At 66.7% G+C, this 24415-nt stretch carries 22 protein-coding genes; 9 read left to right on the forward strand and 13 right to left on the reverse strand.

Features of this window, described 5'->3' with window-relative positions:
* Window positions 1-138: 138 nt before the first annotated feature.
* From purU to glyA, 7 genes are read right to left on the reverse strand one after another with little or no spacing between them, the layout of a single operon-like run.
* Entirely contained in the window at window positions 139-1038 is a 900-nt protein-coding gene (gene purU, locus ACFRAH_RS18470) for a formyltetrahydrofolate deformylase (protein ID WP_377992359.1), read from the reverse strand.
* A gap of 3 nt (window positions 1039-1041) precedes the next feature.
* Complete coding sequence (locus ACFRAH_RS18475; protein ID WP_377992360.1) at window positions 1042-2415, reverse strand: L-serine ammonia-lyase; 1374 nt, start codon at window positions 2413-2415, stop codon at window positions 1042-1044.
* The gene (locus tag ACFRAH_RS18480; RefSeq protein WP_377992361.1) at window positions 2415-3050 is read right to left on the reverse strand and encodes a sarcosine oxidase subunit gamma; all 636 of its coding nucleotides are present in this window, start codon (window positions 3048-3050) and stop codon (window positions 2415-2417) included. The genes ACFRAH_RS18475 and ACFRAH_RS18480 overlap by 1 nt, the downstream gene beginning before the upstream one ends.
* Entirely contained in the window at window positions 3043-5985 is a 2943-nt protein-coding gene (locus ACFRAH_RS18485; protein ID WP_377992362.1) for a sarcosine oxidase subunit alpha family protein, read from the reverse strand. Before ACFRAH_RS18485 ends, ACFRAH_RS18480 begins: the two co-directional genes overlap by 8 nt.
* On the reverse strand, window positions 5982-6353 hold the full coding sequence (locus ACFRAH_RS18490; protein WP_377992363.1) for a sarcosine oxidase subunit delta: 372 nt from the start codon (window positions 6351-6353) through the stop codon (window positions 5982-5984). The genes ACFRAH_RS18485 and ACFRAH_RS18490 overlap by 4 nt, the downstream gene beginning before the upstream one ends.
* A 27-nt stretch (window positions 6354-6380) precedes the next feature.
* Window positions 6381-7601 (reverse strand): sarcosine oxidase subunit beta family protein, encoded by a 1221-nt coding sequence (locus ACFRAH_RS18495; RefSeq protein WP_377992364.1) that lies wholly within the window; start codon window positions 7599-7601, stop codon window positions 6381-6383.
* A complete protein-coding gene (gene glyA, locus ACFRAH_RS18500; RefSeq protein WP_377992365.1) occupies window positions 7598-8938 on the reverse strand; it encodes a serine hydroxymethyltransferase in 1341 nt (446 codons plus the stop codon). Before glyA ends, ACFRAH_RS18495 begins: the two co-directional genes overlap by 4 nt.
* A gap of 143 nt (window positions 8939-9081) precedes the next feature.
* On the opposite strand from glyA, the gene ACFRAH_RS18505 reads away from it, so the two are divergent.
* Both ACFRAH_RS18505 and ACFRAH_RS18510 read left to right on the forward strand, forming a co-directional pair.
* Window positions 9082-9753 carry a GntR family transcriptional regulator gene (locus ACFRAH_RS18505; protein ID WP_377992366.1) on the forward strand — a complete coding sequence of 224 codons (672 nt, stop codon included), beginning with the start codon at window positions 9082-9084 and terminating at the stop codon, window positions 9751-9753.
* Between the two features lie 144 nt (window positions 9754-9897).
* Complete coding sequence (locus tag ACFRAH_RS18510; RefSeq protein ID WP_377992367.1) at window positions 9898-10314, forward strand: hypothetical protein; 417 nt, start codon at window positions 9898-9900, stop codon at window positions 10312-10314.
* 68 nt (window positions 10315-10382) lie between these two features.
* Here ACFRAH_RS18510 and ACFRAH_RS18515 read toward each other — a convergent pair whose 3' ends face one another.
* Window positions 10383-10925 carry a hypothetical protein gene (locus ACFRAH_RS18515; protein ID WP_377992368.1) on the reverse strand — a complete coding sequence of 181 codons (543 nt, stop codon included), beginning with the start codon at window positions 10923-10925 and terminating at the stop codon, window positions 10383-10385.
* Between the two features lie 183 nt (window positions 10926-11108).
* On the opposite strand from ACFRAH_RS18515, the gene ACFRAH_RS18520 reads away from it, so the two are divergent.
* Complete coding sequence (locus ACFRAH_RS18520; protein WP_377992369.1) at window positions 11109-12098, forward strand: EAL domain-containing protein; 990 nt, start codon at window positions 11109-11111, stop codon at window positions 12096-12098.
* Window positions 12099-12261: 163 nt separating this feature from the next.
* Window positions 12262-12642, forward strand: a complete 381-nt coding sequence (locus ACFRAH_RS18525) for a hypothetical protein (RefSeq protein WP_377992370.1) — start codon at window positions 12262-12264, stop codon at window positions 12640-12642.
* Window positions 12643-12736: 94 nt separating this feature from the next.
* Here the strand turns inward: ACFRAH_RS18525 and hxlA are convergent, their stop codons facing one another.
* Window positions 12737-13360, reverse strand: a complete 624-nt coding sequence (gene hxlA / locus ACFRAH_RS18530) for a 3-hexulose-6-phosphate synthase (RefSeq protein WP_377992371.1) — start codon at window positions 13358-13360, stop codon at window positions 12737-12739.
* A gap of 152 nt (window positions 13361-13512) precedes the next feature.
* Between hxlA and ACFRAH_RS18535 the strand changes: the two genes are divergently transcribed.
* From ACFRAH_RS18535 to ACFRAH_RS18545, 3 genes are all read left to right on the forward strand, one after another.
* Entirely contained in the window at window positions 13513-14832 is a 1320-nt protein-coding gene (locus ACFRAH_RS18535; protein WP_377992372.1) for a LuxR C-terminal-related transcriptional regulator, read from the forward strand.
* 55 nt (window positions 14833-14887) lie between these two features.
* Window positions 14888-15460: a GNAT family N-acetyltransferase gene (locus tag ACFRAH_RS18540; RefSeq protein ID WP_377992373.1), complete on the forward strand. Its 573-nt coding sequence runs from the start codon at window positions 14888-14890 to the stop codon at window positions 15458-15460.
* Window positions 15461-15530: 70 nt separating this feature from the next.
* On the forward strand, window positions 15531-16340 hold the full coding sequence (locus ACFRAH_RS18545; RefSeq protein WP_377992374.1) for an IclR family transcriptional regulator: 810 nt from the start codon (window positions 15531-15533) through the stop codon (window positions 16338-16340).
* Here the strand turns inward: ACFRAH_RS18545 and ACFRAH_RS18550 are convergent.
* Together ACFRAH_RS18550 and ACFRAH_RS18555 are read right to left on the reverse strand one after the other, a co-directional pair.
* Entirely contained in the window at window positions 16337-17587 is a 1251-nt protein-coding gene (locus ACFRAH_RS18550) for a macrolide family glycosyltransferase (RefSeq protein ID WP_377992375.1), read from the reverse strand. The two genes, ACFRAH_RS18545 and ACFRAH_RS18550, sit on opposite strands and share 4 nt — an antisense overlap.
* A gap of 54 nt (window positions 17588-17641) precedes the next feature.
* Window positions 17642-18847 carry an NAD(P)/FAD-dependent oxidoreductase gene (locus ACFRAH_RS18555; RefSeq protein ID WP_377992376.1) on the reverse strand — a complete coding sequence of 402 codons (1206 nt, stop codon included), beginning with the start codon at window positions 18845-18847 and terminating at the stop codon, window positions 17642-17644.
* A gap of 343 nt (window positions 18848-19190) precedes the next feature.
* Here ACFRAH_RS18555 and ACFRAH_RS18560 point away from each other — a divergent pair, with 343 nt between their 5' ends.
* A complete protein-coding gene (locus ACFRAH_RS18560) occupies window positions 19191-21089 on the forward strand; it encodes a BCCT family transporter (RefSeq protein WP_377992377.1) in 1899 nt (632 codons plus the stop codon).
* Window positions 21090-21206: 117 nt separating this feature from the next.
* Complete coding sequence (gene moaA, locus ACFRAH_RS18565) at window positions 21207-22337, forward strand: GTP 3',8-cyclase MoaA (protein WP_377992378.1); 1131 nt, start codon at window positions 21207-21209, stop codon at window positions 22335-22337.
* A gap of 189 nt (window positions 22338-22526) precedes the next feature.
* Here the strand turns inward: moaA and ACFRAH_RS18570 are convergent, their stop codons facing one another.
* Together ACFRAH_RS18570 and ACFRAH_RS18575 are read right to left on the reverse strand one after the other, a co-directional pair.
* On the reverse strand, window positions 22527-22847 hold the full coding sequence (locus tag ACFRAH_RS18570) for a DUF6457 domain-containing protein (protein WP_377992379.1): 321 nt from the start codon (window positions 22845-22847) through the stop codon (window positions 22527-22529).
* Between the two features lie 308 nt (window positions 22848-23155).
* Window positions 23156-24241, reverse strand: a complete 1086-nt coding sequence (locus ACFRAH_RS18575; protein ID WP_377992380.1) for an inositol-3-phosphate synthase — start codon at window positions 24239-24241, stop codon at window positions 23156-23158.
* Window positions 24242-24415: the final 174 nt, after the last annotated feature.

Genomic DNA, 24415 nt, shown 5'->3' on the forward strand with positions numbered 1-24415 from the left:
CTTAAACCGAAACCCTCCTGCAGTTCATGCAGGAGGGTTTCGGTTTAAGCGACGGGACCTGAGGACGCGTCGGGTTTGAAGCGACGGGACCTGAGGACGCGTCGGGTTTGAGGCGACGGGACGTGAGGAAGGGTCTTCCTACTTCAGGACCACGGTGCGGTTGCCGTTGAGGATGATGCGGCCTTCGCAGTGCCAGCGGACGGCGTTGCTGAGCGCCTTGCACTCGGTGTCGCGCCCGGCGGCGACCAGGTCGTCGGGGCCGAAGGTGTGGTCCACCTCGACCACCTGCTGCGCGATGATCGGGCCCTCGTCGAGCTCGGCGTTCACGTAGTGCGCGGTGGCGCCCACGGTCTTCACGCCGCGGGCGTAGGCCTGGTGGTACGGCTTGGCACCCTTGAATGACGGCAGGAACGAGTGGTGGATGTTGATCGCCTTGCCGTCCAGCTTCCGGGCCAGGTCGTCGCTGAGGACCTGCATGTACCGGGCCAGCACCACCAGCTCGACGTCGAGCTCGTCCACGATTTCCAGGAGCCGCGCTTCGGCCTGCGGCTTGGTGGCCGCGGTGACCGGGATATGGAAGAACGGGATGCCGTGCCAGTCCACGAGGGCCTGGTGGTCCGTGTGGTTGGACACCACGCCCACCACCTCGATGGGCAGTTCCCCTACGCGGGCACGGAAGAGCAGGTCGTTGAGGCAGTGGCCGAACTTCGAGACCATGATCAGGACCTTGCGGCGGGAACCGTTCCGTTCCAGCCGCCACTTCATGTTGTATTTCTCCGCCACAGGGGCGAAACCGGCGCGCAGGTGCTCCAGCGTGGACTCGTTGCCGTCCGACGCGAAGTGCACCCGCATGAAGAAGTGCCCCTCGGACCGGTCGCCGAACTGCTTGTTGTCGATGATGTCGCAGCCGTACTCCAGCAGGAAGCCGGACACGGCGTGCACGATGCCCGGGCCTTCGGGGCAGTCAAGGGTCAGGACGTGCTCGACGCCGTTGGCGGACTGCCCGGCGGCACGTGACTCAGTCTGAATAGCAGTCATGGGTCAGCACTCAATTACATTCACAGCGAGGCCTCCTCGAGAGGTTTCCTTGTACTTGGTTTTCATGTCGGCGCCGGTCTCGCGCATGGTCTTGATGGCCTTGTCCAGCGACACCTTGTGGCTGCCGTCCCCGTGCAGGGCCAGCCTGGCCGCGTTGATCGCCTTGACGCTGGCGATCGCGTTCCGCTCGATGCACGGGATCTGCACCAGGCCGCCTACGGGGTCGCAGGTCAGCCCGAGGTTGTGTTCGATCCCCACCTCGGCGGCGTTCTCCACCTGTTCGGGCGAGCCGCCCAGCACCTCGCAGAGCCCGGCGGCGGCCATGGAGCAGGCCGAGCCGACCTCGCCCTGGCAGCCCACCTCCGCGCCGGAGATGGAGGCGTTGATCTTGAACAGGATCCCGACGGCGGCCGCGGCCAGCAGGAAGCGCACCACACCGTCGTCGTTCGCTCCCGGAACAAACTTCACGTAGTAGTGCAGGACCGCCGGAACGATGCCGGCCGCCCCGTTGGTGGGGGCGGTGACGATGCGGCCGCCGGCCGCGTTCTCCTCGTTGACGGCCAGCGCGAAGAGGTTCACCCACTCCATGGCACGCAGCGGGTCGGTGCTGCCGGAGTCCTTGGACAGGGTCTGGAAGAGCCGCGGCGCACGCCGCTTCACCTGCAGGCCGCCGGGCAGGATGCCTTCAGCGGAGCAGCCGTTCTCCACGCATTCGCGCATGACGGCCCACAGCTTCAGCAGTTCCTCGCGGAGCTCCGCCTCGCTGCGCCACGCCAGCTCGTTGGCGAGCATGACGTCGGAGATCGACATGCTCTCGCGGCTGCAGATTTCCAGGAGCTCGTTGGCCGTGGTGAAGGGGTACGGCAGCGGGGTGTCGTCGGCCACCACCTTGGCGCCGGCGTCCGCATCGCCGTCAACGACGAAGCCGCCGCCGATGGAGTAGAAGCTCCGTTCGCTCAGCACCGTGCCGGTGTGGTCCAGGGCGCGGAAGGTCATGCCGTTGGGGTGGGCGGGCAGCGACTTGCGCCGGTGCAGCACCACGTCCTCGTCCCAGTTGAAGTCCACCCGGTGGTCGCCGCCGATCCGGAGTTCGGCGTCGAGGGCGGCGGCCGCCACCTGGTCGTCGGCGGTTGAGGTATCCACCGTCTCCGGTTCCAGGCCCTGCAGGCCCAGCACCACGGCCTTGTCGGAGCCGTGGCCCCGGCCGGTGGCACCCAGGGAACCGAAGAGCTCCGCCTGGACCCGTGTGGTCGAGCTCAGCAGCCCACCGCCCTTGAGTCCGTCGGCGAACTGCTTTGCCGCCCGCATCGGGCCGACCGTGTGTGACGACGACGGCCCGATGCCAACGGAAAACAGGTCCAGTGCGCTAAGCGCCATTAAGGCACCTCGGGGGAAGCGAACTCCCTCATGGCGTCCAGGAGCCAGCGGCCCAGGTAGTCCGCGAACGAGGCCCGGGGGAACAGCCGGAAGCTCTCCTCACCGGACTTGAACAGGACCACCGGGATGTTGCCCACCTCGGTGTTCAGGGCGGTGCCCGGCTTGAGGACGCGCGGGTGCAGGTCCAGGGAGCAGCCCTTTTCCAGCACTGCCCGGGCCCGGGGGCCGGACAGCTCGAACGTGGTGCGGTTGGCGGACAGGTCCACCACCTGCCCGGCGGCGTCGCCCAGTGCGGACGTGAGGGAACCGATCAGGTCCCCACCCAGGGAGTCGTGGGCGTCTTCCGGCGCCACGACCAGGAACTCCTGCGGGCCGAGCCACAGGACGCTGACCCGGTCGGTGCCGCGGACCTCGCCGCACGCTACCGGCAGGCCGCCGGTGACGGAGCCGATCCGGGCGCCGGCCTCGGAGTTGGGGTCCACCCGGACGCCGGCCATGGTCTGGAACGGGCCCTCCTTGAGGGTGACTGTTCCCTGCACGGACCCGGAGTCGAATGCTTCGGCCAGGTGGGAGGCTGGGCTGCGGCGGATTTCCCGGAGTCCATTGATGCCTGTGAAGGCTGCGGTGTTAGCCATCTTTGCGGGTCCCTTCGGGGTCAAACAGTACGGTTTCTGCCACGACTACGTCGACGAGCTGGTTGCCGGCGGCGGCCACCAGGGTTTCGCCGATCCGGTTGCGGCCGTTCTTGATCAGGGCCAGGCCAAACGAGCGGCCCAGGGCGGCGCTGTGGTAGCTGGAGGTCACGAAGCCCTGCATCGGCACCGGGCCGTAGGCGGGGTTCGTGGGGATGCCCTTCTCCACCAGCTGGGTGCCTTCCGGAAGCCTCAGCGAACCGTCCACGGGAAGGACGCTGACCAGGTGCTTGCGGTCGTCGCGCTGCTGGTCCACGCGGGAGTAGGAGCGCTTGCCGATGAAGTCCTTGGCCTTGGAGACGATCCATTCCATGCCGGCGTCCTGCGGGGTGACCGTGCCGTCGGTGTCCTGCCCGACGATCGGGTAGCCCTTCTCGGCGCGCAGCACGTGCATGGTCTCGGTGCCGTAGGGGGTGATGTTGAACTCGGCACCGGCCGCGGCCACGGATTCCCAGGTGTTCAGCCCGTACCAGGACGGAACGTTGATTTCGTAGGCCAGTTCACCGGAGAACGAGATCCGGCAGATGCGGGCCCGCACGCCGGAGGCGAGGGTGGTTTCGCGGAAGGTCATGAACGGGAACGCCTCGGCGGACAGGCCGCCGTCGGCTGCCAGTTCCGGGGCAACCTTGGCGATGACGTCGCGGGACTTGGGTCCGACGACGGCGATCGTGCTCCACTGTTCGGTCACCGAGGTGCAGTGCACGTCGAGCTCCGGCCATTCGGTCTGCAGCCATTCCTCCAGCCAGTCCAGCACCTTGGCGGCACCGCCGGTGGTGGTGGTCATGAAGTAGGTTTCCTCGTCCAGGCGCAGGGTCACGCCGTCGTCGAAGATCATGCCGTCGGAGAGGCACATGACGCCGTAGCGGGCAGAACCGGGAGCCAGCTTCTTGAACGCGTTGGTGTAGATGCGGTTCAGGAACTCACCGGCGTCCTTGCCACGGATCTCGATCTTGCCGAGGGTGGTGGCGTCCATGAAGCCCACGGAGTCGCGGACGGCGGCGCACTCGCGGAGTACGGCCTCGTCCATGTCCTCGCCGTTCTGCGGGTAGTACCACGGCCGCTTCCACTGTCCGACGTCCTCGAACAGGGCGCCTTGGGCAACGTGCCACGGGTGGATCGAGGTGACGCGGGCGGGGTCGAACAGCTCGCCGCGCTGGCGTCCGGCCAGTGCCGCGAAGGCCACCGGGGTGAACGGTGCACGGTAGGTGGTGGTGCCGATGTCGCCGATGCCCCGGGACGCCTCGCCGGCCTGGCGGAGGGCCGCGGCGATGACGCCGATGGCGTTCACGCCGGACGTCTTGCCCTGGTCGTTGGCGGTGCTGATGGAGGTGTAGCGCTTGATGTGCTCAACGGACCGCATGCCGGCGCCGGTGGAGCGCAGGACGTCGGCCACGGACTGGTCACGCTGGAAGTCGACGAAGTGGTTGTGCCAGTCGTCGGGGGTTCCGGTCTGGCCGGGGACCAGCCACAGCTGCCGGGTCGGGGCGGATGCCTTCGGCTCGGCCAGCACGGACGGTTCGACGGCGGATTCGAAGCCGGCGGCGATCACGGCGGCGGCGCCGGCGGCGACGCCCTCGGCCAGGCAGTCGGCGAGTTCGAAGCTGCCGCGGCCCGAGCCGATGGTCTGCTGGTCCGCGACCAGGGTGGCCGGCACGAAGGCCGCGAGGTCCTCGTCCCAGCGCAGCTTGCCCTGGCGCTGCGAGTGCAGGTGCACCAGCGGGCTCCAGCCACCGGAGACTGCCAGCAGGTCGGCGGCGATCTCCTCGACGCCCGAGGTGAGTTCGCCGTCGTCGTTAATGCTGCGGACGGTGACGCTGTTCAGCCGGCCGTCCGAGTCAGCGGCGGTGTTGGCAACCGCACTGCCGATGAGGACGCGGGTGCCCGCCTCGACGGCGGCGGCAGCCACCGGGGTGAGGCTGGAACGGGCGTCGACGACGGCGGCAACCTTGACACCGGCGGCGTTCAGGTCCGCGGCGAGGGCGTAGGCGCTGTCGTTGGTGGTGCTGATGACAACGCGGGACCCGGCGGCCACGGCGTAGCGGTTCAGGTAGGTGCGGACTGCCGAGGCGAGCATGATGCCCGGGCGGTCGTTGTTCTCGAACACCAGCGGACGCTCGTGGGCGCCGGGGGCCAGGACAACCTGGCTGGCACGGATGTGCCAGATCCGCTGGCGGGAAACGCCGGCGGCGGCCGGGCTGGAGAGGTGGTCGGTGCGGTTCTGGACCGCAATGACGTAGTTGGAGTCGTAGGCGCCAAAGGCGGTGGTGCGGTTCAGCACGGTGCTTTCGGCGCCGGAGACGAGCTCGGCTTCGACGTCGGCAACCCACTCCAGGGCGGGCTTGCCCTCGATGGTTTCGGCCAGGCCGGGGGCGGTGGATCCGGAAAGGAGCGATCCGCCGAGTTCCGGCTGGTCGTCCATCAGGATGACGCGGGCGCCGCTGCGGACGGCTTCACGGGCCGCTGCCAGGCCGGCGGGGCCGCCGCCGATCACCAGGATATCGGCGTGGACGTACTTCTTGTCGTACTCGGCGCGGTCATCGGCCGGGTCCAGCTTGCCGAGGCCGTTCAGGAAACCGGCCTGCAGGCCGTCCACGAGGGACACTGTGGTGGCGGGGAGCATGGACTCGGCGACGTCGCCGGGGAACCGTGCCTCGACCCGGACCAGCGCGTTGGGCTCTTCGACGCCGGCGGCCAGGATGCCGCGGGCGCGGTCCTCGTACAGCGAGTTGCCGGCGGCGATGCGGCCGTTGGCCAGCAGCGCGGACGCCAGCGTGTCACCCGGGTGGCCGGTGAATTCCTCGCCGTCCACGGTGAAGCGCCAGGAGATGCTGCGGTCGATGCGGCCGCCGGTGCTGAGGCGCGCGTTCTGGGAGGTCACTTGGTCGCTCCTTCCGGGGCGGTGCTGGGGCTGAGGGGGGTGGTGCTGGCCGCGCCGGTGCTTGCGGTGCCGGTGTCAGCTGCCGGTGGGACGGGCGCGGCGGGCCGCGGCACTCCCATCGGGTAGACGGCCTGGATGTTGTAGGTGACCGTGTCGCGGAGCATGTTGAACCACTGCCGGCAGCCGGTGCTGTGCACCCACCGTTCGGCGAAGGTGCCCTTGGTGTTCTCGCGGTAGAACAGGTACTCGGCCCATTGGCGGTCGGTGAGGTCGTTGGGGTTCTCGGGGTAGGGCACGTGGGCCTGGCCGCCGTAGTGGAACTCGGTTTCGTCCCGCGGGCCGCAGTTGGGGCAGGAGATAAGCAGCATGTGCGTCTTCTTTCTTGTGGACCGTGGCTAGTGGGCGACGGCGGCGGCGCCGTGTTCGTCGATCAGGGCACCGGTTTCGAAGCGCTCCAGGGCGAACGGCTTGTTGAGCTGGTGCGGTGCGCCGGTGACGATGGTGTGCGCGAAGGTCAGGCCGGCGGCCGGTGTGCCCTTGAAGCCGCCGGTTCCCCAGCCGCAGTTGACGAACATGTTCTCCACCGGGGTGGTGCCCACGATCGGCGAGGCGTCCAGGGTGGTGTCCACGATGCCGCCCCAGGTCCGGAGCACGTGTGCCCGGGCGAAGATCGGGAAGAGCTCGACGGCGGCAGCCATCTGGTGCTCGATCACGTGGAAGGAGCCGCGCTGGCCGTAGCCGTTGTAGGAGTCGACGCCGGCGCCCATGACCAGTTCGCCCTTGTGCGCCTGGGAGACGTACACGTGGACGTGGTTGGACATGACGACGGTGGGGTGGACGGGCTCGTGGAGCTCGGACACCAGTGCCTGCAGCGGGTGGGACTGGATGGGGAGCCGGAAGCCGGCCATCTCCGCCAGGACCGAGCTGTGGCCGGCGGCGCAGAGGCCCACCTTCTCGGTGTTGATGGTGCCGCGGTTGGTCTTGACGCCCACGACGCGCTCGCCGTCCTTGATGAAGCCGGTGACTTCACAGTTCTGGATGATGTCCACGCCCATCTCGTCACACTTTCGGGCGAAGGCCCACGCGACGTGGTCGTGCTTGGCGATGCCGGCGCGCGGCTGGTACGTGGCGCCCATGACCGGGTAGCGGATGTCGTCGCGGATGTTCAGGATGGGGCAGAGTTCCTTGACCTGCTGCGGGTCCAGCCATTCCGCGTCCACGCCGTTGAGCTTGTTGGCGCCCACGCGGCGGATGCTCTCCCGCACGTCGCCCAGGGTGTGGGCCAGGTTCATCACGCCGCGCTGGCTGAAGAGGAAGTCGTACTCCAGCTCCTCGGGCAGGACCTCCCACAGCTTCAGGGCGTGCTCGTAGATGGCGGCGGACTCGTCCCAGAGGTAGTTGGAACGGATGATGGTGGTGTTGCGGGCCATGTTGCCGCCGGCCAGCCAGCCCTTTTCCAGAACGGCGATGTTGGTCATGCCGTGGTTCTTGGCCAGGAAGTAGGCGGTGGCCAGGCCGTGCCCGCCGCCGCCGACGATCACGGCATCATAGGACGACTTGGGCTCCGGGTTGTGCCACAGGAATTCCGGGTGCTCCGGGAGGTGGTGCGTGCTCACTGGGCTGCTCCGATCATGTCATTCTCGAATGCGGCGATCTCGCCTGCGCCGCTGAGCTGGGGGTACAGGGGGAACTGCCCGGCGAGTGCAGTGACACGTGCGCGGAGTTCGACGACGGTGCCGTCGTCGAGCGTTCCGGTGCCGGCGGCGCCGATCAGGGCCTTGGCGATGATGTCGGCAACCTCGGTGAATTCGGTGGCGCCGAAGCCGCGGGTGGCCAGGGCGGGGGTGCCGATCCGGAGGCCGGAGGAGACCATCGGCGGGCGGGGGTCGAACGGAACGGCGTTGCGGTTGACGGTGATGCCGATCCGGTGCAGCGTGTCTTCGGCCTGCTGGCCGTCCAGCTCGGAGTTCCGCAGGTCAACGAGGACCAGGTGGACGTCCGTGCCGCCGTTGACCACGGTGATGCCGGCGGCTTCGACGTCGGGCTGCAGGAAGCGCTCGGCCAGCAGCTTGGCGCCTTCGAGGACGCGCTCCTGGCGCTCTTTGAAGCCCTCGGTGGCTGCGAGCTTGAAGGCCACGGCCTTGGCGGCGATGACGTGCTCCAGCGGGCCGCCCTGCTGGCCGGGGAAGACGGCACTGTTGATCTTCTTGCCGTACTGCTCCTTGGCGAGGATGACGCCGCCGCGGGGGCCGCCGAGGGTCTTGTGCGTGGTGGTGGTGACGACGTCGGCGTACGGCACCGGGTTCGGGTGCAGGCCCGCGGCGACGAGGCCGGCGAAGTGGGCCATGTCCACCATCAGGTAGGCACCGACGAGGTCGGCGATGCGGCGGAACTCGGCGAAGTCGAGCTGGCGGGAGTAGGCGGACCAGCCGGCAACGATGAGCTTGGGCTTGTGTTCCAGGGCGAGGGCCTCGACCTCGGCCATGTCCACGCGGAAGTCGGATTCACGGACGTGGTACGGGACCACGTTGTAGAGTTTGCCGGAGAAGTTGATGCGCATGCCGTGGGTGAGGTGGCCGCCGTGGGCCAGGTCCAGGCCGAGGATGGTGTCGCCCGGGTTCAGCAGCGCGAACATGGCGGCGGCGTTGGCCTGCGCGCCGGAGTGCGGCTGGACGTTGGCGAACTCGGCGCCGAAGAGTGCCTTGATGCGGTCGATGGCCAGCTGCTCGACGACGTCGACGTGCTCGCAGCCACCGTAGTAGCGCTTGCCGGGGTAGCCCTCGGCGTACTTGTTCGTGAGGACCGAACCCTGCGCCTCCATGACGGCCGCGGGAGCGAAGTTCTCCGAGGCGATCATTTCCAGCGTGGACTGCTGGCGGTCCAGCTCGCGGGCGACTGCTTGCTGGATCTCGGGATCGACTGCGGAAAGTCGGTCGTTCAACTGCTCAACCACGAATGCTCCTTATGAAATACCACTTAGCTTTGGACTGATATATCAGTGTGATGACAATGGTATGATTGAGCTCACAACAGAGTCAATAGCAGAAGCAAAATGACAACGCGCTTCCGCTTGGAGCCCATGAACGGAGCCACGCTGTGAATGCTCTTCCCGCCATGCCGCCCGCCGAGGATGAAACGCTGTCCCAGGCCGAGGCTGCGTACCGGCAGCTGCGCGACAAGCTGATCATGCTGGACATCCGCCCCGGCGAGCCCATCAATGACGGCCAGCTCGCCGTCGAGCTCGGATTCGGGCGGACGCCCGTGCGCGAGGCGATCAAGCGGCTGGAGGTGGACCACCTGGTGGTGTCCTACCCCCGCCGCGGAACCTTTGCCACCACCGTGGACTTCACGGAACTGGCCGACGTCTCGGAAATCCGCGAACTGCTCGAACCGCTCGCGGCGCGGCGGGCCGCGAAGCGGGCCAACACCGCCATGCGCGAGGAGCTGCTGGACGTCGCCAAGGCCATCTCGGAGCTGGCGCCCTCCCCCGCCCAGTCGCGCGATCTCATGCGCTACGACCTGACCGTGCACCGCCTCATCTACCGCGCCGCGGCCAACCCTCATCTTGAGGACACCCTGATCCGCTACGACAACCTGGCCACCCGCATCTGGTGCCTGGTCCTGGACAAGGTGCCGTCCGTGAGTGGCCATATCAGCGAGCACGTTGACCTGCTCAAGGCCGTGGCCGAGGGGGACGCGGACAAGGCAGGCGAGCTGGCGCTGCACCACGTTACGAGTTTCGAGGAGACCATCCGCAAGGTGCTGTGAGCCGCAGTGTTGGATCACCGGATGCCTTGTTGACCGCCGCGCGGACGGTTATTCTGCCAGAAACGTCCGCCGCCAATGAGGGTGAACGCAGGGCCAGGTACCTGCTCCATCCAGGCCTGTCCAGCGTTTCGAAAGAGGCACGCCGTGTCCGTTGCACCCACCCCCAAAGGCTCGTCCCGCCGTCGTCTGCTTCTTATCCTCCTTGCCGCCGTGGTGGTGGTTCTGGTGGGCACCGCCATTGCCCTTTCTGCACCGGGTCCGCGGGCGGACCGGCAGGCCACCACCGCGCCCCCGGCTTCCCCTACTGAGGCAGCTGCGAAACCCGCGGAGGCGGAGCTCCTGGACGAGGCCAGCACGGTGTGCGAAATGCGCGTGACGGAGAAGTACCCCACAGCCGAGGTCCAGCCCGGCACCAAGTCCGCCGCCAAGGCGAAGAGCGGAACCTTCCAAACCACCGGCTCCTACACCGACCCGACTGCCGGGAAGGCCTCACCCACGGAGTTCCAGTGCTCCTCTGTTAATGCCAGCGGCAGCTGGACGGTGAACCTGGACCGGGGTTAGGACCTGAAGCAGGGAATCCCCCGGGACTTTCCCGGGGGACTCCCCGCCCTTCGAAGGTTTCGCAGGCGTTAGTGGCCGCCGCCTCCGATCACGCCCTTCTCGACGGCCTTGGTGACGGCGTCGGCTTCGGTCTGGGTCAGGGTGCCGTCCTTGACGGCCGTGTCCAGCCTGGTCTTCAGCGCGGCGGCACGTTCTGCCTTCTCGGCCGTGCGGATTTCCGTCAGGGCGGCGGTGACCTTGGACTCCTCGACACCCAGCGACGACGCCAGGGCCTTCGCCATGTCCGCGTCCTGGGCGGTGCGGTCAGGCCTGGCGCCCTCGGTGGGCGCCGTGGTCGGCTTGTTGGCCTCGCGGAACGCCTGGATCGCCTCGGTCACCTTCGCTTGGTCAACACCCAGCTTGGTGGCAAGGTCTGCGGCGATCTGGCCGCGGTCGCCCCTGTGGCCGCCACGGAAGCCGTCGGTCGAGGCGCTGCTGTCCGTGGACGTACTCGAGGTTGCGCTTGGGGTCGGGGTAGTGGCTGCTGAGGCCATTCCGCTGACCCCCAGGCCGGCACCCAGCGCCAGCGCACCGGCCGTGATGCCGAGGGTGATTCTCTTGGTTCGTGACATGGTGTCTCCTTGATCGGCCGTATCATACGGCTGTGAACGGAAGGGCATCTGTCCTAGCCCCTTCCTCAAAGATCCCGGAGCACGTTAGGCCCCCGCTGTTCGGATACTGTCAGGAGGCTGTGAACCCTGTTCCCGGCCATCGCCCAATCGCGGCATCAGCTACCGAGGGGTAGTGTGAGGGCCATGGACGAGTCGCCTCGAGACGGTGAACTGGCACCGGAGCTGTTCGCCAACGTGGACCGGGCAACGCTTCGGCGCCAGGTGCTGGAGATCATCAGCGACGTCCTGGCAGACTCAGATCCGAAGAAGGCCTGGGCCAGGGAGCAGCTGTTGGACCTCCTGGCGGCCCACATGGATGACCCCGAACAGGCGCTGCTGCACCACCTGATCAGCACCAGGAACGTCCCCGACTCGTCCCATGAGGATCCACCGGAGGATTCTTACGGGCACATCCCGCGGATGCTGCTGACGGCGTTCCAGCCCATCAGGCTGCTGGCCGGTGGAGAGGTGATCGGGGTTGAGGCGCTGTCACGGTTCGTCAGCCACGAAGGGACCAGTGCAGACATCTGGTTCCGGGGAGCAGCGGACTTAGGACTGGGGCCGGACCTGGAAATCGCCGCCCTGCATCTGGCTCTTGCCGCAGCCGGAGAGATTCCGACGCACCTTTTCGCGTCGTTCAATCTGAGCCCCACTGCCTGTGCCGACCCCCGGGTTCAGGCGCTGATGCTGGGCGGTGCCGTCGATCCGGACAGAATGGTCATCGAAATCATGGGTGACATAGCGGACCGGGAACTGGCGGCCCTCGCCGAGGTCCTAAGCCCCCTGCGACAGCACGGTGTGCGCCTGGCCGTGGACGGCTCCGGGGCGGCTGCCACCTCCGCTAAGCAGATCCTCCATCTGCTCCCCGACATCATCAAGGTCGACCGCGAGTTTCTCTGCGGCGCCTCTGCTGCGGGAGACGGACCGGCCCCCACCCCCTTCGTTTTCGCCTTGGCCGAGCAGATCGGCGCGACGCTTTCCGCGGAAGGAATCGAAACCCGTGAGGAACTCTCCGCGGTGGTGGGTTTAGGAATCGCCAGAGGCCAGGGCTACCTCTTGGGCCGGCCCTCAATAGACCCCCGGGATTGGGCAGCCTGGACCGGCGATCCTGAGCCTGTCGAGGACCACGAGTAAGGGCACACCCCGGATCTCCCTATGACGCGAATCTGTGAGTTCCCTCTTAATCTGACCCGCGGCCTTTGTCCCGCAGCCGGACGGGCGTAACTTTCGAGAAAGGGCCTCTTCTCCACGGCGCCCGCGCTGGAGAACCTGGCCGCCGGGTCCGGAAGAGGCCAAAATGAAAACTCATACACGCAGGGCCGCCGCCGTGGCGGGCATCGCCATCCTCGTGGGTGCGGCAAGCAGTGGAGCCATCGCCGCGCAGGGGCAAACGGAACAACAGTTCACGCATGACGCCGTGATCCTGATATCGGCGAATTCCTCCGACCAGCACCACCGCGGGGACCGCACAACGGACCATCACCGCACGCAGCGGGCCGACTGGTCGGAGCGGAACGGGAGTACCCACAGCAGGAACGGGAAGAACGGGACGGCCGCCACAGCCGGGGTGGAGGCGGCCGCTGCAGTGGATGCACGTGCGGGCACTGAGGTGGTCCTCAAGTCCCTGCCCGGCGTGGAATCAGCCGGCGTGGATTCGGCCGCGGAATCCTGCTCCTAGCCACCGCTTAAAACGCCGACGGCGGCCCCCACCTTTGGTGAGGACCGCCGCGCGGTGGGGGCCGAAGCCGGCCCGAATGTTGCGGGAAAGACCCTTAGACGATGGCGGCGCGGAGTTCCTTGGCGGCCTGTGCGGGGTCCTCGGCACCGTAGATGGCACCACCGGCGACGGCGACATCGGCGCCGGCCTTCTGGACATCACCGATGGTGGCCAGCTTCACGCCGCCTGCCACGGAGAACGGAACACGGGCCTCGGCACCGGCGCGGAGCAGACCGTTCAGGTCGAAGCCGGGCTTGGCCTGCTCGTCCAGGCCGGCGTGCATCTCGACGAACTTCGCACCCAGGGCACGGACTTCCTTGGCACGGGTGACCTTGTCGGCGATGCCGATGAGGTCCACGACGACGCCCTTGTTGTGGGCCTTGGCAGCCTTGACCGCACCGGCAATGGTGGAGTCGTCAGCGGAACCGAGAACGGTGACCAGGTCGGCGCCGGCCTTGAAGGCGATGTCGGCTTCGAGTTCACCGGCGTCCATGGTCTTCAGGTCAGCGAAAACGATCTTCTCCGGGTGGGCGTTCTTCACGGCGGTGATGACGGAGAGGCCTTCGGCCTTGATCAGCGGGGTGCCCAGTTCGATGATGTCAACGTGCTCGGCAACCTTGCCGGCCAGCTCGAGGGCAGCTTCGGTGGTCAGGAGGTCAATGGCAACTTGGAGCTTCATGGTGTTTCTTCCTTTGCTGGTGAGGTCTTTCAGGATTGGTTTCTCCCTGGTTCCATCCTCGAATGCCAGGCGGGTGGGCGCCACGACATGATCGGACAGTCTTTCCCACCCAAAGGGATAGGCCCCGGCCTGGATTTTTATAGAATGGACGGGTGCCTGTCACCACCCAAGCCGCTAATTCCCCCACGCCGGAGACGTCTGGGAGCGCAGGGCCGCTGCTCGAGGCAATCGCCCGCCTGTCCACGGCCCCGCTGACCGAGATTGCCCAGCGGCTGCACCACGCCACCCTGCCGCACCTGGGCAGCAGCGCCCTGGTGATTTTCACGGAAGACTGCACGGGCCGGCCGCAGAAAAAGTCCGGCGACGAGTCCGTCATCAGCCACGTCTCCATCGCCGAACTGGACGCCGTCAGGTCATCGCTGGCCGGGCATGAAAGCTGGTGGGGCCGCGCGCTGATCGGCGGGCAGGAGCGCCCCATCCTCGCGCTACCCTCGCCCACGAATGCGCTGCTGGTTCTGGTGGATCCGCGGCCGGCCGCCGGGGACAGCGGCGCCGACCAGACAGGAGACGGAGTGCCGTGGCTGGTCCGCTACCTGTGGAACCTCGCAGCTGAGCGCATCCGCGAAAAAGTGGCGGATGCACCGCCGTCGTACCTCATCGAGTCCCGGGCGGCGTCCGCCGAACGGGTCAGGGTGACCGCGGAACTGGTGGACCGGCACTCAACCACGCTGGAGACCCTGCTGGCCGCGCTGCGATCCCCGGCACTGGCCGACGGCGCGGCTCGGAAGTCCGCCACCGACGTCGCCGCCAAGGCCCTCGTGGAACTGCGGACGCTCAGCGACCGCACCACCGAACTGGTCGAAGAACCTGTTGCCACGGCGTTCCAGCGCCTCCGCGAGGATCTCCGCCCGCTCACGCACTTCAGCGGCATCGACGTCCAGTTCATCGAGCCGCCGGTCAACGGCCGGGCCCTCCCCGGGGAAGTGGCCCATGCTGCCCGTGCCATCGTCCGGGGCCTGGTGCTCGCCATGGTTGAACAGCCGGACGTGCGGCGCATCCGCACCCAGTGGGACTGCGACGGCGAGAACCTCCTCATCAACGTCCGCGATGACGGCATGGGCAACCTGTCCGCCGATGCCCCCAGCATCACCCGTTTGGCGCAGCGGGTGGAGGTCCTGGCCGGCCGGATGACGATCGACCTGATGCAGGGCTGGGGCGCCGACGTCGCCGTCACCCTGCCGCTGGACCCGCCCGGGCGCAAACTGCCCGACGCCGCCGCCTGGGACCTCGGCGAGCGCGAGCTGGAGGTGCTCCAGCTGCTGGCCGCCGGGCAACGGAACCGGGCGATTGCCGCGAAGCTGCACCTGAGCGAGAACACCGTGAAGTTCCACCTCCGCAACATCTACCGCAAGCTCGGCGCAACGTCGCGCAGCGAGGCGATCGCGATGGCGCACAGCCACGGGCTGCACTGAGCCGATCCCTGCCGCGGCCCTTGCTCCCGCCGTCAACCGGTGACAGGGTGGCGGCATGGCGATCGAGGTCCGTCCGGCCACGCGGTTTGAGGACGTGAAGGCGGTGGTGGGGCCCAAGCGGCCGGACGCGACGGTGTGCTGGTGCCTGAGCTACCGCATTCCCTCCAAACAGAACGTGGAGCTGAAGGGCACTGCCCGCGGCGAGCTCGTCCAGGATCTGCTTACGCAGGATCCGCCGCCGGGGGTGCTGGCGTACGACGGCGGGGAACCAGTTGGGTGGGCAGGTGTCCATCCGCGCGCCGACACCGGCTTTGCCCGCAACCGGCGGATCCCCCATGTGGACGATCTGGACGTGTGGTCCGTGTGGTGCATCCGGGTCCGGCCGGGGTACCGGGGCAGGGGAATCTCCCATCGGCTGCTACACGGCGCCGTCGACTTCGCGCGCTCCTACGGCGCGCCCGCCATCGAGGGCTATCCGGTGGACAACCAGGGCAGGAAGGTGGACCTCACCATGGCCTATGTGGGCACCCGCAGGCTGTTCGAGGAGGCAGGCTTCACCAAGGCGGCGGACACCGATTCCGTCCTCAACGGCTTCCCGCGGGTGCTCATGCGCCTTGCCCTTCGCTAAATCGCGAGGCCCCGGTAACTGCTTAACGCAAATGTCAGCTCCGTCACACTTCGCGCATACAGTATGGATCATGGCTTCGAACAATGTGCTTGAATCCGACGCCGACGGCGAAGGCGGCCAGCAGGGCGGCGTCCAGTCCGTCGACCGGGCACTCGCTGTCCTGGAGATCCTGGCCCGCGACGGCCATGCAGGCGTGAGCGAAATCGCCGAGGAAATGGGCATCCACAAGTCCACCGTGTCGCGGCTCCTCGGTTCCCTGGTGACCAGGGAGATCGTCCACCAGAACAGCGAACGGGGAAAGTACCAGCTGGGCTTTGGCATCCTGCGCCTGGCCAGTTCCATTCCGGGCCGGCTGAGCCTGGTCCGGGAAGCGCGCGACGTACTCGAGAGCCTGGCCGAGGAATTCAAGGAAACCGTCAACCTCGCGGTCCTCCGCTCCAATTACGCCGTCAACGTGGACCAGGCCATGGGACCGTCAACCCTGGCCACCTACGACTGGGTGGGCAGCCTGACTCCGCTGCACGCGACGTCCAGCGGGAAGGTTCTGCTGGCAGCCCTGACGGCGGATGAACGCGAGCGCATCCTGAACGAGACCGGACTGCCGGCCCGGACCCAGCGGACCATCACCGACCGCGACAAACTCGAAAAGCAGCTGATCGACGTCGCCCACGTCGGCTACGCGGTGGTCCTCGAAGAGTTCGAAATCGGGCTGAATTCCATGGCAGTGCCGGTCTACAACCACCTGGGAACGGTGATCGGTGCGGTCAGCATCTCCGGCCCGGCGTTCCGCTTCGACCCGGAGAAAACACCCGGCCTGATCGAGGGCCTGGGCCAGGCCGGCCTGCGGATCAGCGCCAACATGGGCTACACGCGCCGCTAGACACCCTGCTGCTTGAGCAGATACTGCTCCATGGCGTCCGCAGCCGCCGTCGCCCCGCCGGAATTGCGCACACGCTGGCTCATCGCCTCCACGTTCCCCCGGATCTCCTGGTCCCGGCTGACCTCCGCCACGGCCTCGCGGATCAGCGGTGCCGAAAGCCCATCGGCAGGAAGGCGGCGTCCCAGCCCCAGGTCCTCGACGCGGCGGGCATTGGCCTCCTGTTCCGGCTGCAGGGGGAACGCGACGATGGGGACGCCCAGGTACAGCGCCTCCATGGTCGAGTTCATCCCCGTATGGGAGAGGAACACATCCGCGTGGCGCAGGACGTCCAGCTGCGGAAAGAAGGGCCGGACTTCAACGTTCTGCGGAATGTCCCCCAGTTCGTTGATTTCCATGCGGTCGCCAATTGCCAAGGCCACCTGCCATTCCGTGCCGGCAAACGCGTCCAGGCACAGGCGGAAGAAATCCGGCCGGTCGTTCAGCGGCGTGGTTCCCAGCGAAATGAACAGCAGCGGTCTGTCCGTTCGGCGCGGCTGCCATGGCTCCCCGTTGGCTCTCTGTCCAAGGCTGGGGCCGACGAAGTGGAAACGCTCATCGAAGGTGTCTCCCGCGGGCTGGAATTCCCTCGGGATGAAGCAAATGTTCAGGGACGCCGGCGGGCCTTCCATGAAGGCGAAGTTGGGCAGGCCCTGCTCCCTGGCGAAATCCTCGATGAGCTGGCGGGCCCGCTTCCACCCCGCCAGCATGTCTGCGGGCGGGCGGGCAGGCATCAGCTCACGCATAGAGAAATGGTCGTTGGTGGCGTAGGTCGGCAGCAGGGCGATATCCGGCAGGGAGAGTTTCATGGCGGCCATCTTCCCGGCCAGGGTCATGGCGTCGTAGCAGAGCGCATGCGGCCGGTCGGCTGCCAGCCGGGACACCAGGGCGGGAAAATCATCCCGCGCCCTGTCCAGCAGCCGCTCCAGCAGTCCGGACATCATCCCTGCCCCCAGCCCGGCGAGCATGCCCGCCCGGGGCGGCCGGCCGGCGTCGTCCTGGGCGTCAGCAGCACTGCTGAGCCGGGGAAACTGTGCGGACAGGTCCTCGCCGTTCTCGAAAAAGAGGGCCCCGGCGGATTCGACGGCGGCCGCGTACTTGGCCGAGGTGGCATACGTGACGCGGTGGCCCCGGCGAACGAGCTCCGCGGCCACCGGCAACGTGGGATTCACGTGGCCTGTGGCCGGAAGACAGATGAAGGCGAAATGCATGACAGACACTCCTCCGCCGGGCAGCGACAGGAATATCGTAGCGCTGCCCCCGGCCTACGGCACGGTTGCCGCAGTCGTCTCCGCCGCGGGCGCCGGCTTGGGCGCAGACGTAACGAGGCTCCTGCGCCACTTGGTGAACAGCCGTGGCTGGTTCATGCCCAGGACGGCCACCGCGTCCTCGCCACGGTAGTAAACGGCAAGGAAGTTGTGCTCCTGGGGATCGCCCGCCTCGATCTCCAGGCGGTCGTAGCCTGCAGAGTGGCCGGCGAACTGGATCTTCACCCCGTGCTGGTCCGACCAGAAATACGGCGGCTTCAGCGGCTGCGCCGGGGCGTCACGGTCCAGGAGCGCCTGTACTGCCAACGCCGCCCGCTCCAGGGCACCCGTCCAGTGCTCCACCCGGCGGTTCCTGCCGACGGCGGCATCGAACCATGCGGCGCAGTCGCCCACGGCCACGATGCCCGGAACGTTCGTCCGCCCCATCGCATCGCACAGCACGCCGCCGTCGACCTCCACTCCCGAACCGGCGAGCCATTCAGTGTTCGGCTCCGCCCCGATGCCCACCACCACAACATCGGCGGCCAGCTCGCGGCCATCCGCCAGACGGAGCCCCGTCGCGCTGTTCCCCGAGCGGTGGAACTCCTCAATGCCGGTGCCGCAGACCAGATTCACTCCGTTGGCCGCATGGAGCCTGGCCACCACGGACCCCATGTCCTGCCCGAGCTGGGCGGTGAACGGGACCGCGCCGTTGTTGATCATGGTCACGTCCATTCCGCGGGAGGCGGCGGAAGAGGCAACCTCGGCGCCGATGAAGCCGGCACCGATCACTATCATGCGGGCACCGGCCACCAGCCTGGGCGTCAGTCCCTGGGCATCGGCCATGGTCCGCAGGTAGAACACGTTGTCCAGGCCGGCGAGGTCGGGGATCTGGCGTGCGCGGGCACCGGTGGCTATGACGACGCCGTCTGCAGTGACAGTCCGGCCGTCGTGCAGGCGGATGGTCCCCGAGGCTGCATCCAGTCCGACGGCGCCGCCGCCCAGGAGCCACTCGGCGTTCAGCCCGTCGTCGTCGGTCTCGAGGAAAAGGTCCTCCGCCGTAATGGTGCCGAGCAGGAAATCCTTGGACAGGGGCGGCCTGTCGTAGGGACGGTGATGCTCATCGCCAATGATGACCAGCCGTCCGGAGAAGCCTTGAGCGCGGGCGGCCCTGGCTGCCGAAAGACCGGCCAGCGAGGCTCCCACGACCGCAAGCGTCTGCATGAATCACTTCTTCCTTAATTGCTTGATGCGCAACGAAAGTCACGATAAGCAACAGCGTGATGGATCGCACATCCAGTGTCAAGAAGTGACGCGGGCAACAGAAATCTCTTGACATCGCGTGTGAGCTAACGCACTCTGTTGCTGTAGACGAACCGCGTTGATTATCGCGGAACGGCCAAAGGAAAGGATCCGCCGCCCCTCCCCCGGTGGAATCTGCCGCTCCGCATACACGTAACCAAGATTGTCGATGGCGACAATCGAGTCCGAGGACGGGCCAACCTGCCGCCGGCCTGACAGCCGACGTCAGCTGGTCCGCCCCAAAATCCAGATAGGGAAACCCCTTATGACAATCAATAGTGACGTCACTATCGATGAAAGCAGCGAAGACAGTCGGGCCTCGGGGGTGGAACCGGCGTTGGAACGAGAACCTGAGCCTGTCCCGGAGGACCTGCAAATCCTTCAGGCCCTCCGGGAAACCGAATCAGAACACGAAGAAGCACGGCGCAGCAGCCACCTGTTCCGGAAGGGAGGCATCGACAAGGTAGTCTTCGGCGTCGCCGGACTGCTTACGCTGGCCTTTGTTATCTGGGGATTTGCCGGCAGGGAGAACCTGGCCACCACTTCCCAGGTGGTCCTTGACTGGGTCATGCAAAACACTGGCTGGATGTTCGTTGCCCTCTCGTCCCTGTTCGTGGTCTACGTGCTGTGGCTGGCGGTCAGCCGCTTCGGCAACATTCCGCTGGGGAAAGACGCCGAAAAGCCCGAGTACTCGATGGTCTCGTGGGTCTCGATGATGTTCGCGGCCGGCATGGGCATCGGCCTGATGTTCTACGGCGTGGCCGAGCCGCTCTACCACTACATCTCCCCGCCGCCGGGCACGGTTAACGGCCAGACGCCCGCAGCCGTCCAGACGGCAATGGCAACCTCAATCTTCCACTGGACCCTGCACCCGTGGGCCATGTACGCGGTGGTGGGCGTTGCCATGGCCTACGGAACCTACCGCCTCGGCCGCAAGCAGCTCATTTCCACCGTCTTCACGTCCATCTTCGGCATCAAGCGGGTGGAAGGTCCCATCGGCAAGGTCATCAACATGCTGGCCATCTTCGCCACGCTGTTCGGAACGGCCGCCTCGCTCGGACTCGGGGCCCTGCAGATCGGCAGCGGCATGGCGTCCAACGGCTGGATCAGCGGCCAGCTGGCCACCCCCGTGCTCGTGGTGATCGTTGCCATACTCACGGCCTGCTTCGTGGCCTCGGCGGTCTCGGGAATCAGCCGGGGCATCCAGTGGCTGTCCAACATCAACATGGTCCTGGCCGCAGTCCTGGCCGTCATCGTGTTCGTCGCCGGACCCACGCTCTTCATCCTGAACCTGATCCCCGCGGCAGTCGGCGACTACGCACGGGACCTGGCCGAGATGGCGTCCCGGACCGAGGCCGTCGGCGACGACGCCCTGCGCACGTGGATGTCTGGCTGGACCATCTTCTACTGGGCCTGGTGGGTCTCCTGGACGCCCTTCGTGGGCCTGTTCATCGCCCGCATCAGCCGCGGCCGCACCATCCGCCAGTTCGTCACCGGCGTCCTGCTGGTTCCCAGCATCGTCAGCGTGATCTGGTTCGGCATCTTCGGCGGCGCCGCCATCAACATCCAGTCCACGGCAGACGCCACCCCGGACACCGGCGATGGCCTGGCCAAGATCGTGGACGGGAAACCTTCGATTTCCTTCGACGGCGCCCTGTTCGACCTGCTGCACCACCTGTCCCTGCCGAGCGTCATCGCCGGCGCAGTCTCCATCCTGGCGATGGTCCTGGTGGCCATCTTCTTCGTCACGGGCGCCGACGCTGCCTCCATCGTGATGGGCTCGCTCAGCTCCAACGGCGTGGAGGAACCGCGCCGCGGTGTCGTTATCTTCTGGGGCGCCCTCACCGGAGCCGTCGCCGCAGTGATGCTGCTCGCCGGCGGTGACAAACCCGCCGAGGCCCTCGCCGGACTGCAACGGATAACCATCGTGTCCGCGCTGCCGTTCGTCATCGTGATGTTCCTGATGTGCTTTGCCCTCACGAGGGACCTGCGCCGGGACCCGCTGTCGCTGCGAAGCAGGCTGGTCACATCCGTCGTCGAGCGCTCAATCCGGAGCGGAGTGGAAAAGCACGGAGGCGTCCAGTTCGATCTGGTGACCAAGCACGAATGTGATGAACGCTGCGCCAAGGATGAGCTTGATCCCAGCGGGGAGAAGCTGCACTAGGCACAACAGCACTGAACACAGCGCGGCCGGATCCCGGTAGTACCGGGATCCGGCCGCTCTCACACCCTGGCTCTGCCCCAAAAGACACGCCCGCTCCGGAAAGGGAAACTCAAACTCATGACCGTCCAGCTGGGCTTGCCTGGTTTGCGCAAGGAAACTCCCAGAACCGGCCTTCTGCCGGCACCGCAACGGCGGCCGGCCGGGCAGCCCGCGGGACTGTTCGACCGTTTTGGCCGGCGGGCCACCGACATGAGGCTGTCCGTGACGGACAAGTGCAACCTGCGCTGCACGTACTGCATGCCTGCGGAGGGCCTGGAGTGGCTCCCCAAGCCGGCGGTAATGACCGCCGAAGAGATCGTACGGATCGTCGGGATCGGCGTCGGGCATCTCGGCGTCAGGGAACTTCGCCTGACCGGTGGCGAACCACTGGTCCGCGGGGACCTCGTGGAAATCGTCAGGGCGCTCCGCGCCCGCCATCCCGGCCTTCCCATCTCCATGACCACCAACGCCGTCGGGCTGGACAGGAAGGCCCAGGCGCTGAAGGACGCGGGCCTCACACGCGTGAATATCTCCCTTGATTCCCTGCACGAAGAGACCTTCGCCAAACTCACCAGGCGCCCCTACCTGCGCCGGGTGCTGGCCGGAGTCCAGGCAGCCGCGGCCGCCGGCCTGGGCCCCACCAAGATCAACGCCGTGCTCATGCGTGGCATCAACGACGACGAAGCCCCGGGCCTTCTGGCATGGGCCCTTGAAAGCGGCCATGAGCTGCGGTTCATCGAACAAATGCCGCTCGACGCCGACCATGGCTGGTCCCGGCGCGACATGATCACCGCAGCGGACATCCGGAAGCTTCTGGAGACCGGCTTCGTACTGTCCCGCGATCCGCGGAACCGCGACGGCGCACCCGCCGAACGCTTCCGCGTCCAGCGCCGGGACCCGGTCACCGGAGGGACCACCGGCCCGGTGCTTGGCACCGTGGGAATCATCGCCTCGGTCACGGAGCCGTTCTGCTCGGACTGCCGGCGGACCCGCATCACGGCCGAGGGCGCCATCATGAGCTGTCTCTTCTCCCACCAGGAGTTCGACCTCCTGGGCCTCCTCCGGGACGGCGCGTCAGACGACGAATTGGCGCGGCGCTGGGAGGACGCAATGTGGGCCAAACCGAAGGCGCACGGCAGGGAACAAACAGGGCTGGATTCAGAAGACTTTGTCCAGCCGGACCGCACCATGAGCGCCATCGGAGGCTGACATGGCAGTAACTCTCCCACCGATGAGCGCGTCCCAGATCAGGCGCGTCCCAAACTAGGAAAGGCACCCCTCATGGCACCATCGGCATCGACAATGGCAGAGGTAGAAATGGAACCGGACGAAGACCGCACCCTGGATGACTGCGACTACCGGAGCTGCTTTTTCTGTTCCGGCCCCGAGACCGACTGACTAATGGGACGCCGCTCCGCCGGGCCCATTGCCCTTGCTATCTGTCCAGTTCCTGCACAGCTCGAACGCGACCTCTGCGGCCCGGGCTGTCGCATCCCTGAAGTCCCCAGAACCAGCGCTATCGCGGCTTCCCTGGTGGCCGGCGACGTATCCCACCATGAACGCTGTCACCGGTGCCGCGGCATGGATCACTGAATCCGCGGACTTCCTCGCGAGATCCAGCAGCAGCTCCTGGTCGACGTCGAGATCCGGGATCTGCAACGCCGTCGCCAGCTGCTCGCACCACTCATTCAGGACCTGCATTTCATCGTCGACGGCCATGATCTCTCCTTATTCAGTACCCGTTGAGCACTTCACCCTGAAGCTGGTGTCCCGACCTTACAAGGCATGGCGGCGTAAGTCATTGGCTTTTCTGCACCCTGTCCGGAGCTGAGGACGCGTTGGAGGAAAGGCGACCGGAGCTGAGGACGCGTTGGAGGAAAGGCGACAACAGCTGAGGACGCGTTGGGCCCCCCAAACGCTTCCTCAGGTTCTGCAGGAAAATCACCGACGCTTCCTCACCGTGAGGCGTCCTGTGGGGACGCGTCGGCCTAAACCTGCAGGGAGTGAGAGAGCCTCGGGGAGGGTTTTTAGCGGTCGAGGTCGCCGCGGATGAAGGCCTCGACCTTTTCGCGGGCGAGGTCGTCGTTGAACTGCTCCGGCGGGGACTTCATGAAGTAGCTCGACGCCGAGACCAGCGGACCGCCGATGCCACGGTCCAGGCCGATCTTCGCCGCACGGATCGCATCGATGATCACACCGGCAGAGTTCGGCGAATCCCACACCTCCAGCTTGTACTCCAGCGACACCGGCGCATCGCCGAAGTTCCGGCCCTCCAGGCGGACGAACGCCCACTTGCGGTCATCGAGCCACTGCACGTAATCGGACGGGCCGATGTGCACGTCCTTCGCGGAGAGCTCGGCCTCAACGTTGGAGGTCACGGCCTGGGTCTTGGAAATCTTCTTGGACTCCAGCCGGTCACGCTCCAGCATGTTCTTGAAGTCCATGTTGCCGCCCACGTTCAGCTGGTACGTCCGATCCAGCGTCACGCCGCGGTCCTCGAACAGCTTCGCCATCACCCGGTGCGTGATCGTCGCACCGATCTGGCTCTTGATGTCATCACCCACAATCGGCACACCCGCGGCCGTGAACTTGTCAGCCCACTCCTTGGTGCCGGCAATGAACACCGGCAGCGCGTTCACGAACGCCACCCCGGCGTCGATCGCGGCCTGGGCGTAGAACTCCGCCGCCTCCTGCGACCCGACCGGCAGGTAGCAGACCATGACATCAACCTGCGCGTCCTTCAAAGCCTGGACAACGTCAACGGGCTCCTCGGTGGACTGCTCGATGGTCTCCAGGTAATACCGGCCCAGGCCGTCCAGGGTGTGCCCGCGCTGCACCGTCACACCCGTCGGCGGGACCTCGGCGAGCTTGATCGTGTTGTTCTCACTCGCAAGAATCGCATCGGCCAGGTCGGCACCGACCTTCTTGCCGTCCACATCAAACGCGGCCACAAACTGCACATCGTTGACGTGGTACTTGCCGAACTCCACATGCATCAGACCCGGAATCGTGGCCTGCGGGTCGGCATCCCGGTAGTAATGGACACCCTGAACCAGCGAAGCGGCACAGTTACCCACACCGACGATGGCTACACGAATCGGATTCGAAGACACGGAACTCCTTTGGGGAAAATGCTGTCGCCGGGAATGACGGAACCGGACAGCGGGGATATAAGCGGTCTCGGACCGTTCGAAGCGCCGCCCCCTGCGGTGCCAATCTCATCCGAACATGCTGCCTTCCATCGTCCCCTGCAGTCCCGGCCGGGCGCAATGCCATGAACGGGCGGT

This window comes from Arthrobacter sp. NPDC056727, from assembly GCF_042790555.1.
Taxonomy (GTDB): domain Bacteria; phylum Actinomycetota; class Actinomycetes; order Actinomycetales; family Micrococcaceae; genus Arthrobacter.

Bases quoted from the DNA above. Each gene is read 5' to 3' on its own strand.
- ACFRAH_RS18550 (WP_377992375.1), bottom strand. From the start codon at position 17,587: ATGCATTTCGCCTTCATCTGTCTTCCGGCCACAGGCCACGTGAATCCC.
- moaA (WP_377992378.1), top strand. From the start codon at position 21,207: ATGACCGTCCAGCTGGGCTTGCCTGGTTTGCGCAAGGAAACTCCCAGA.
- ACFRAH_RS18515 (WP_377992368.1), bottom strand. From the start codon at position 10,925: ATGTCACGAACCAAGAGAATCACCCTCGGCATCACGGCCGGTGCGCTG.
- ACFRAH_RS18560 (WP_377992377.1), top strand. From the start codon at position 19,191: ATGACAATCAATAGTGACGTCACTATCGATGAAAGCAGCGAAGACAGT.
- ACFRAH_RS18480 (WP_377992361.1), bottom strand. From the start codon at position 3,050: ATGGCTAACACCGCAGCCTTCACAGGCATCAATGGACTCCGGGAAATC.
- ACFRAH_RS18525 (WP_377992370.1), top strand. From the start codon at position 12,262: ATGAAAACTCATACACGCAGGGCCGCCGCCGTGGCGGGCATCGCCATC.
- ACFRAH_RS18570 (WP_377992379.1), bottom strand. From the start codon at position 22,847: ATGGCCGTCGACGATGAAATGCAGGTCCTGAATGAGTGGTGCGAGCAG.
- ACFRAH_RS18490 (WP_377992363.1), bottom strand. From the start codon at position 6,353: ATGCTGCTTATCTCCTGCCCCAACTGCGGCCCGCGGGACGAAACCGAG.
- ACFRAH_RS18540 (WP_377992373.1), top strand. From the start codon at position 14,888: ATGGCGATCGAGGTCCGTCCGGCCACGCGGTTTGAGGACGTGAAGGCG.
- ACFRAH_RS18555 (WP_377992376.1), bottom strand. From the start codon at position 18,847: ATGCAGACGCTTGCGGTCGTGGGAGCCTCGCTGGCCGGTCTTTCGGCA.
- ACFRAH_RS18545 (WP_377992374.1), top strand. From the start codon at position 15,531: ATGGCTTCGAACAATGTGCTTGAATCCGACGCCGACGGCGAAGGCGGC.
- purU (WP_377992359.1), bottom strand. From the start codon at position 1,038: ATGACTGCTATTCAGACTGAGTCACGTGCCGCCGGGCAGTCCGCCAAC.
- ACFRAH_RS18520 (WP_377992369.1), top strand. From the start codon at position 11,109: ATGGACGAGTCGCCTCGAGACGGTGAACTGGCACCGGAGCTGTTCGCC.
- ACFRAH_RS18475 (WP_377992360.1), bottom strand. From the start codon at position 2,415: ATGGCGCTTAGCGCACTGGACCTGTTTTCCGTTGGCATCGGGCCGTCG.
- hxlA (WP_377992371.1), bottom strand. From the start codon at position 13,360: ATGAAGCTCCAAGTTGCCATTGACCTCCTGACCACCGAAGCTGCCCTC.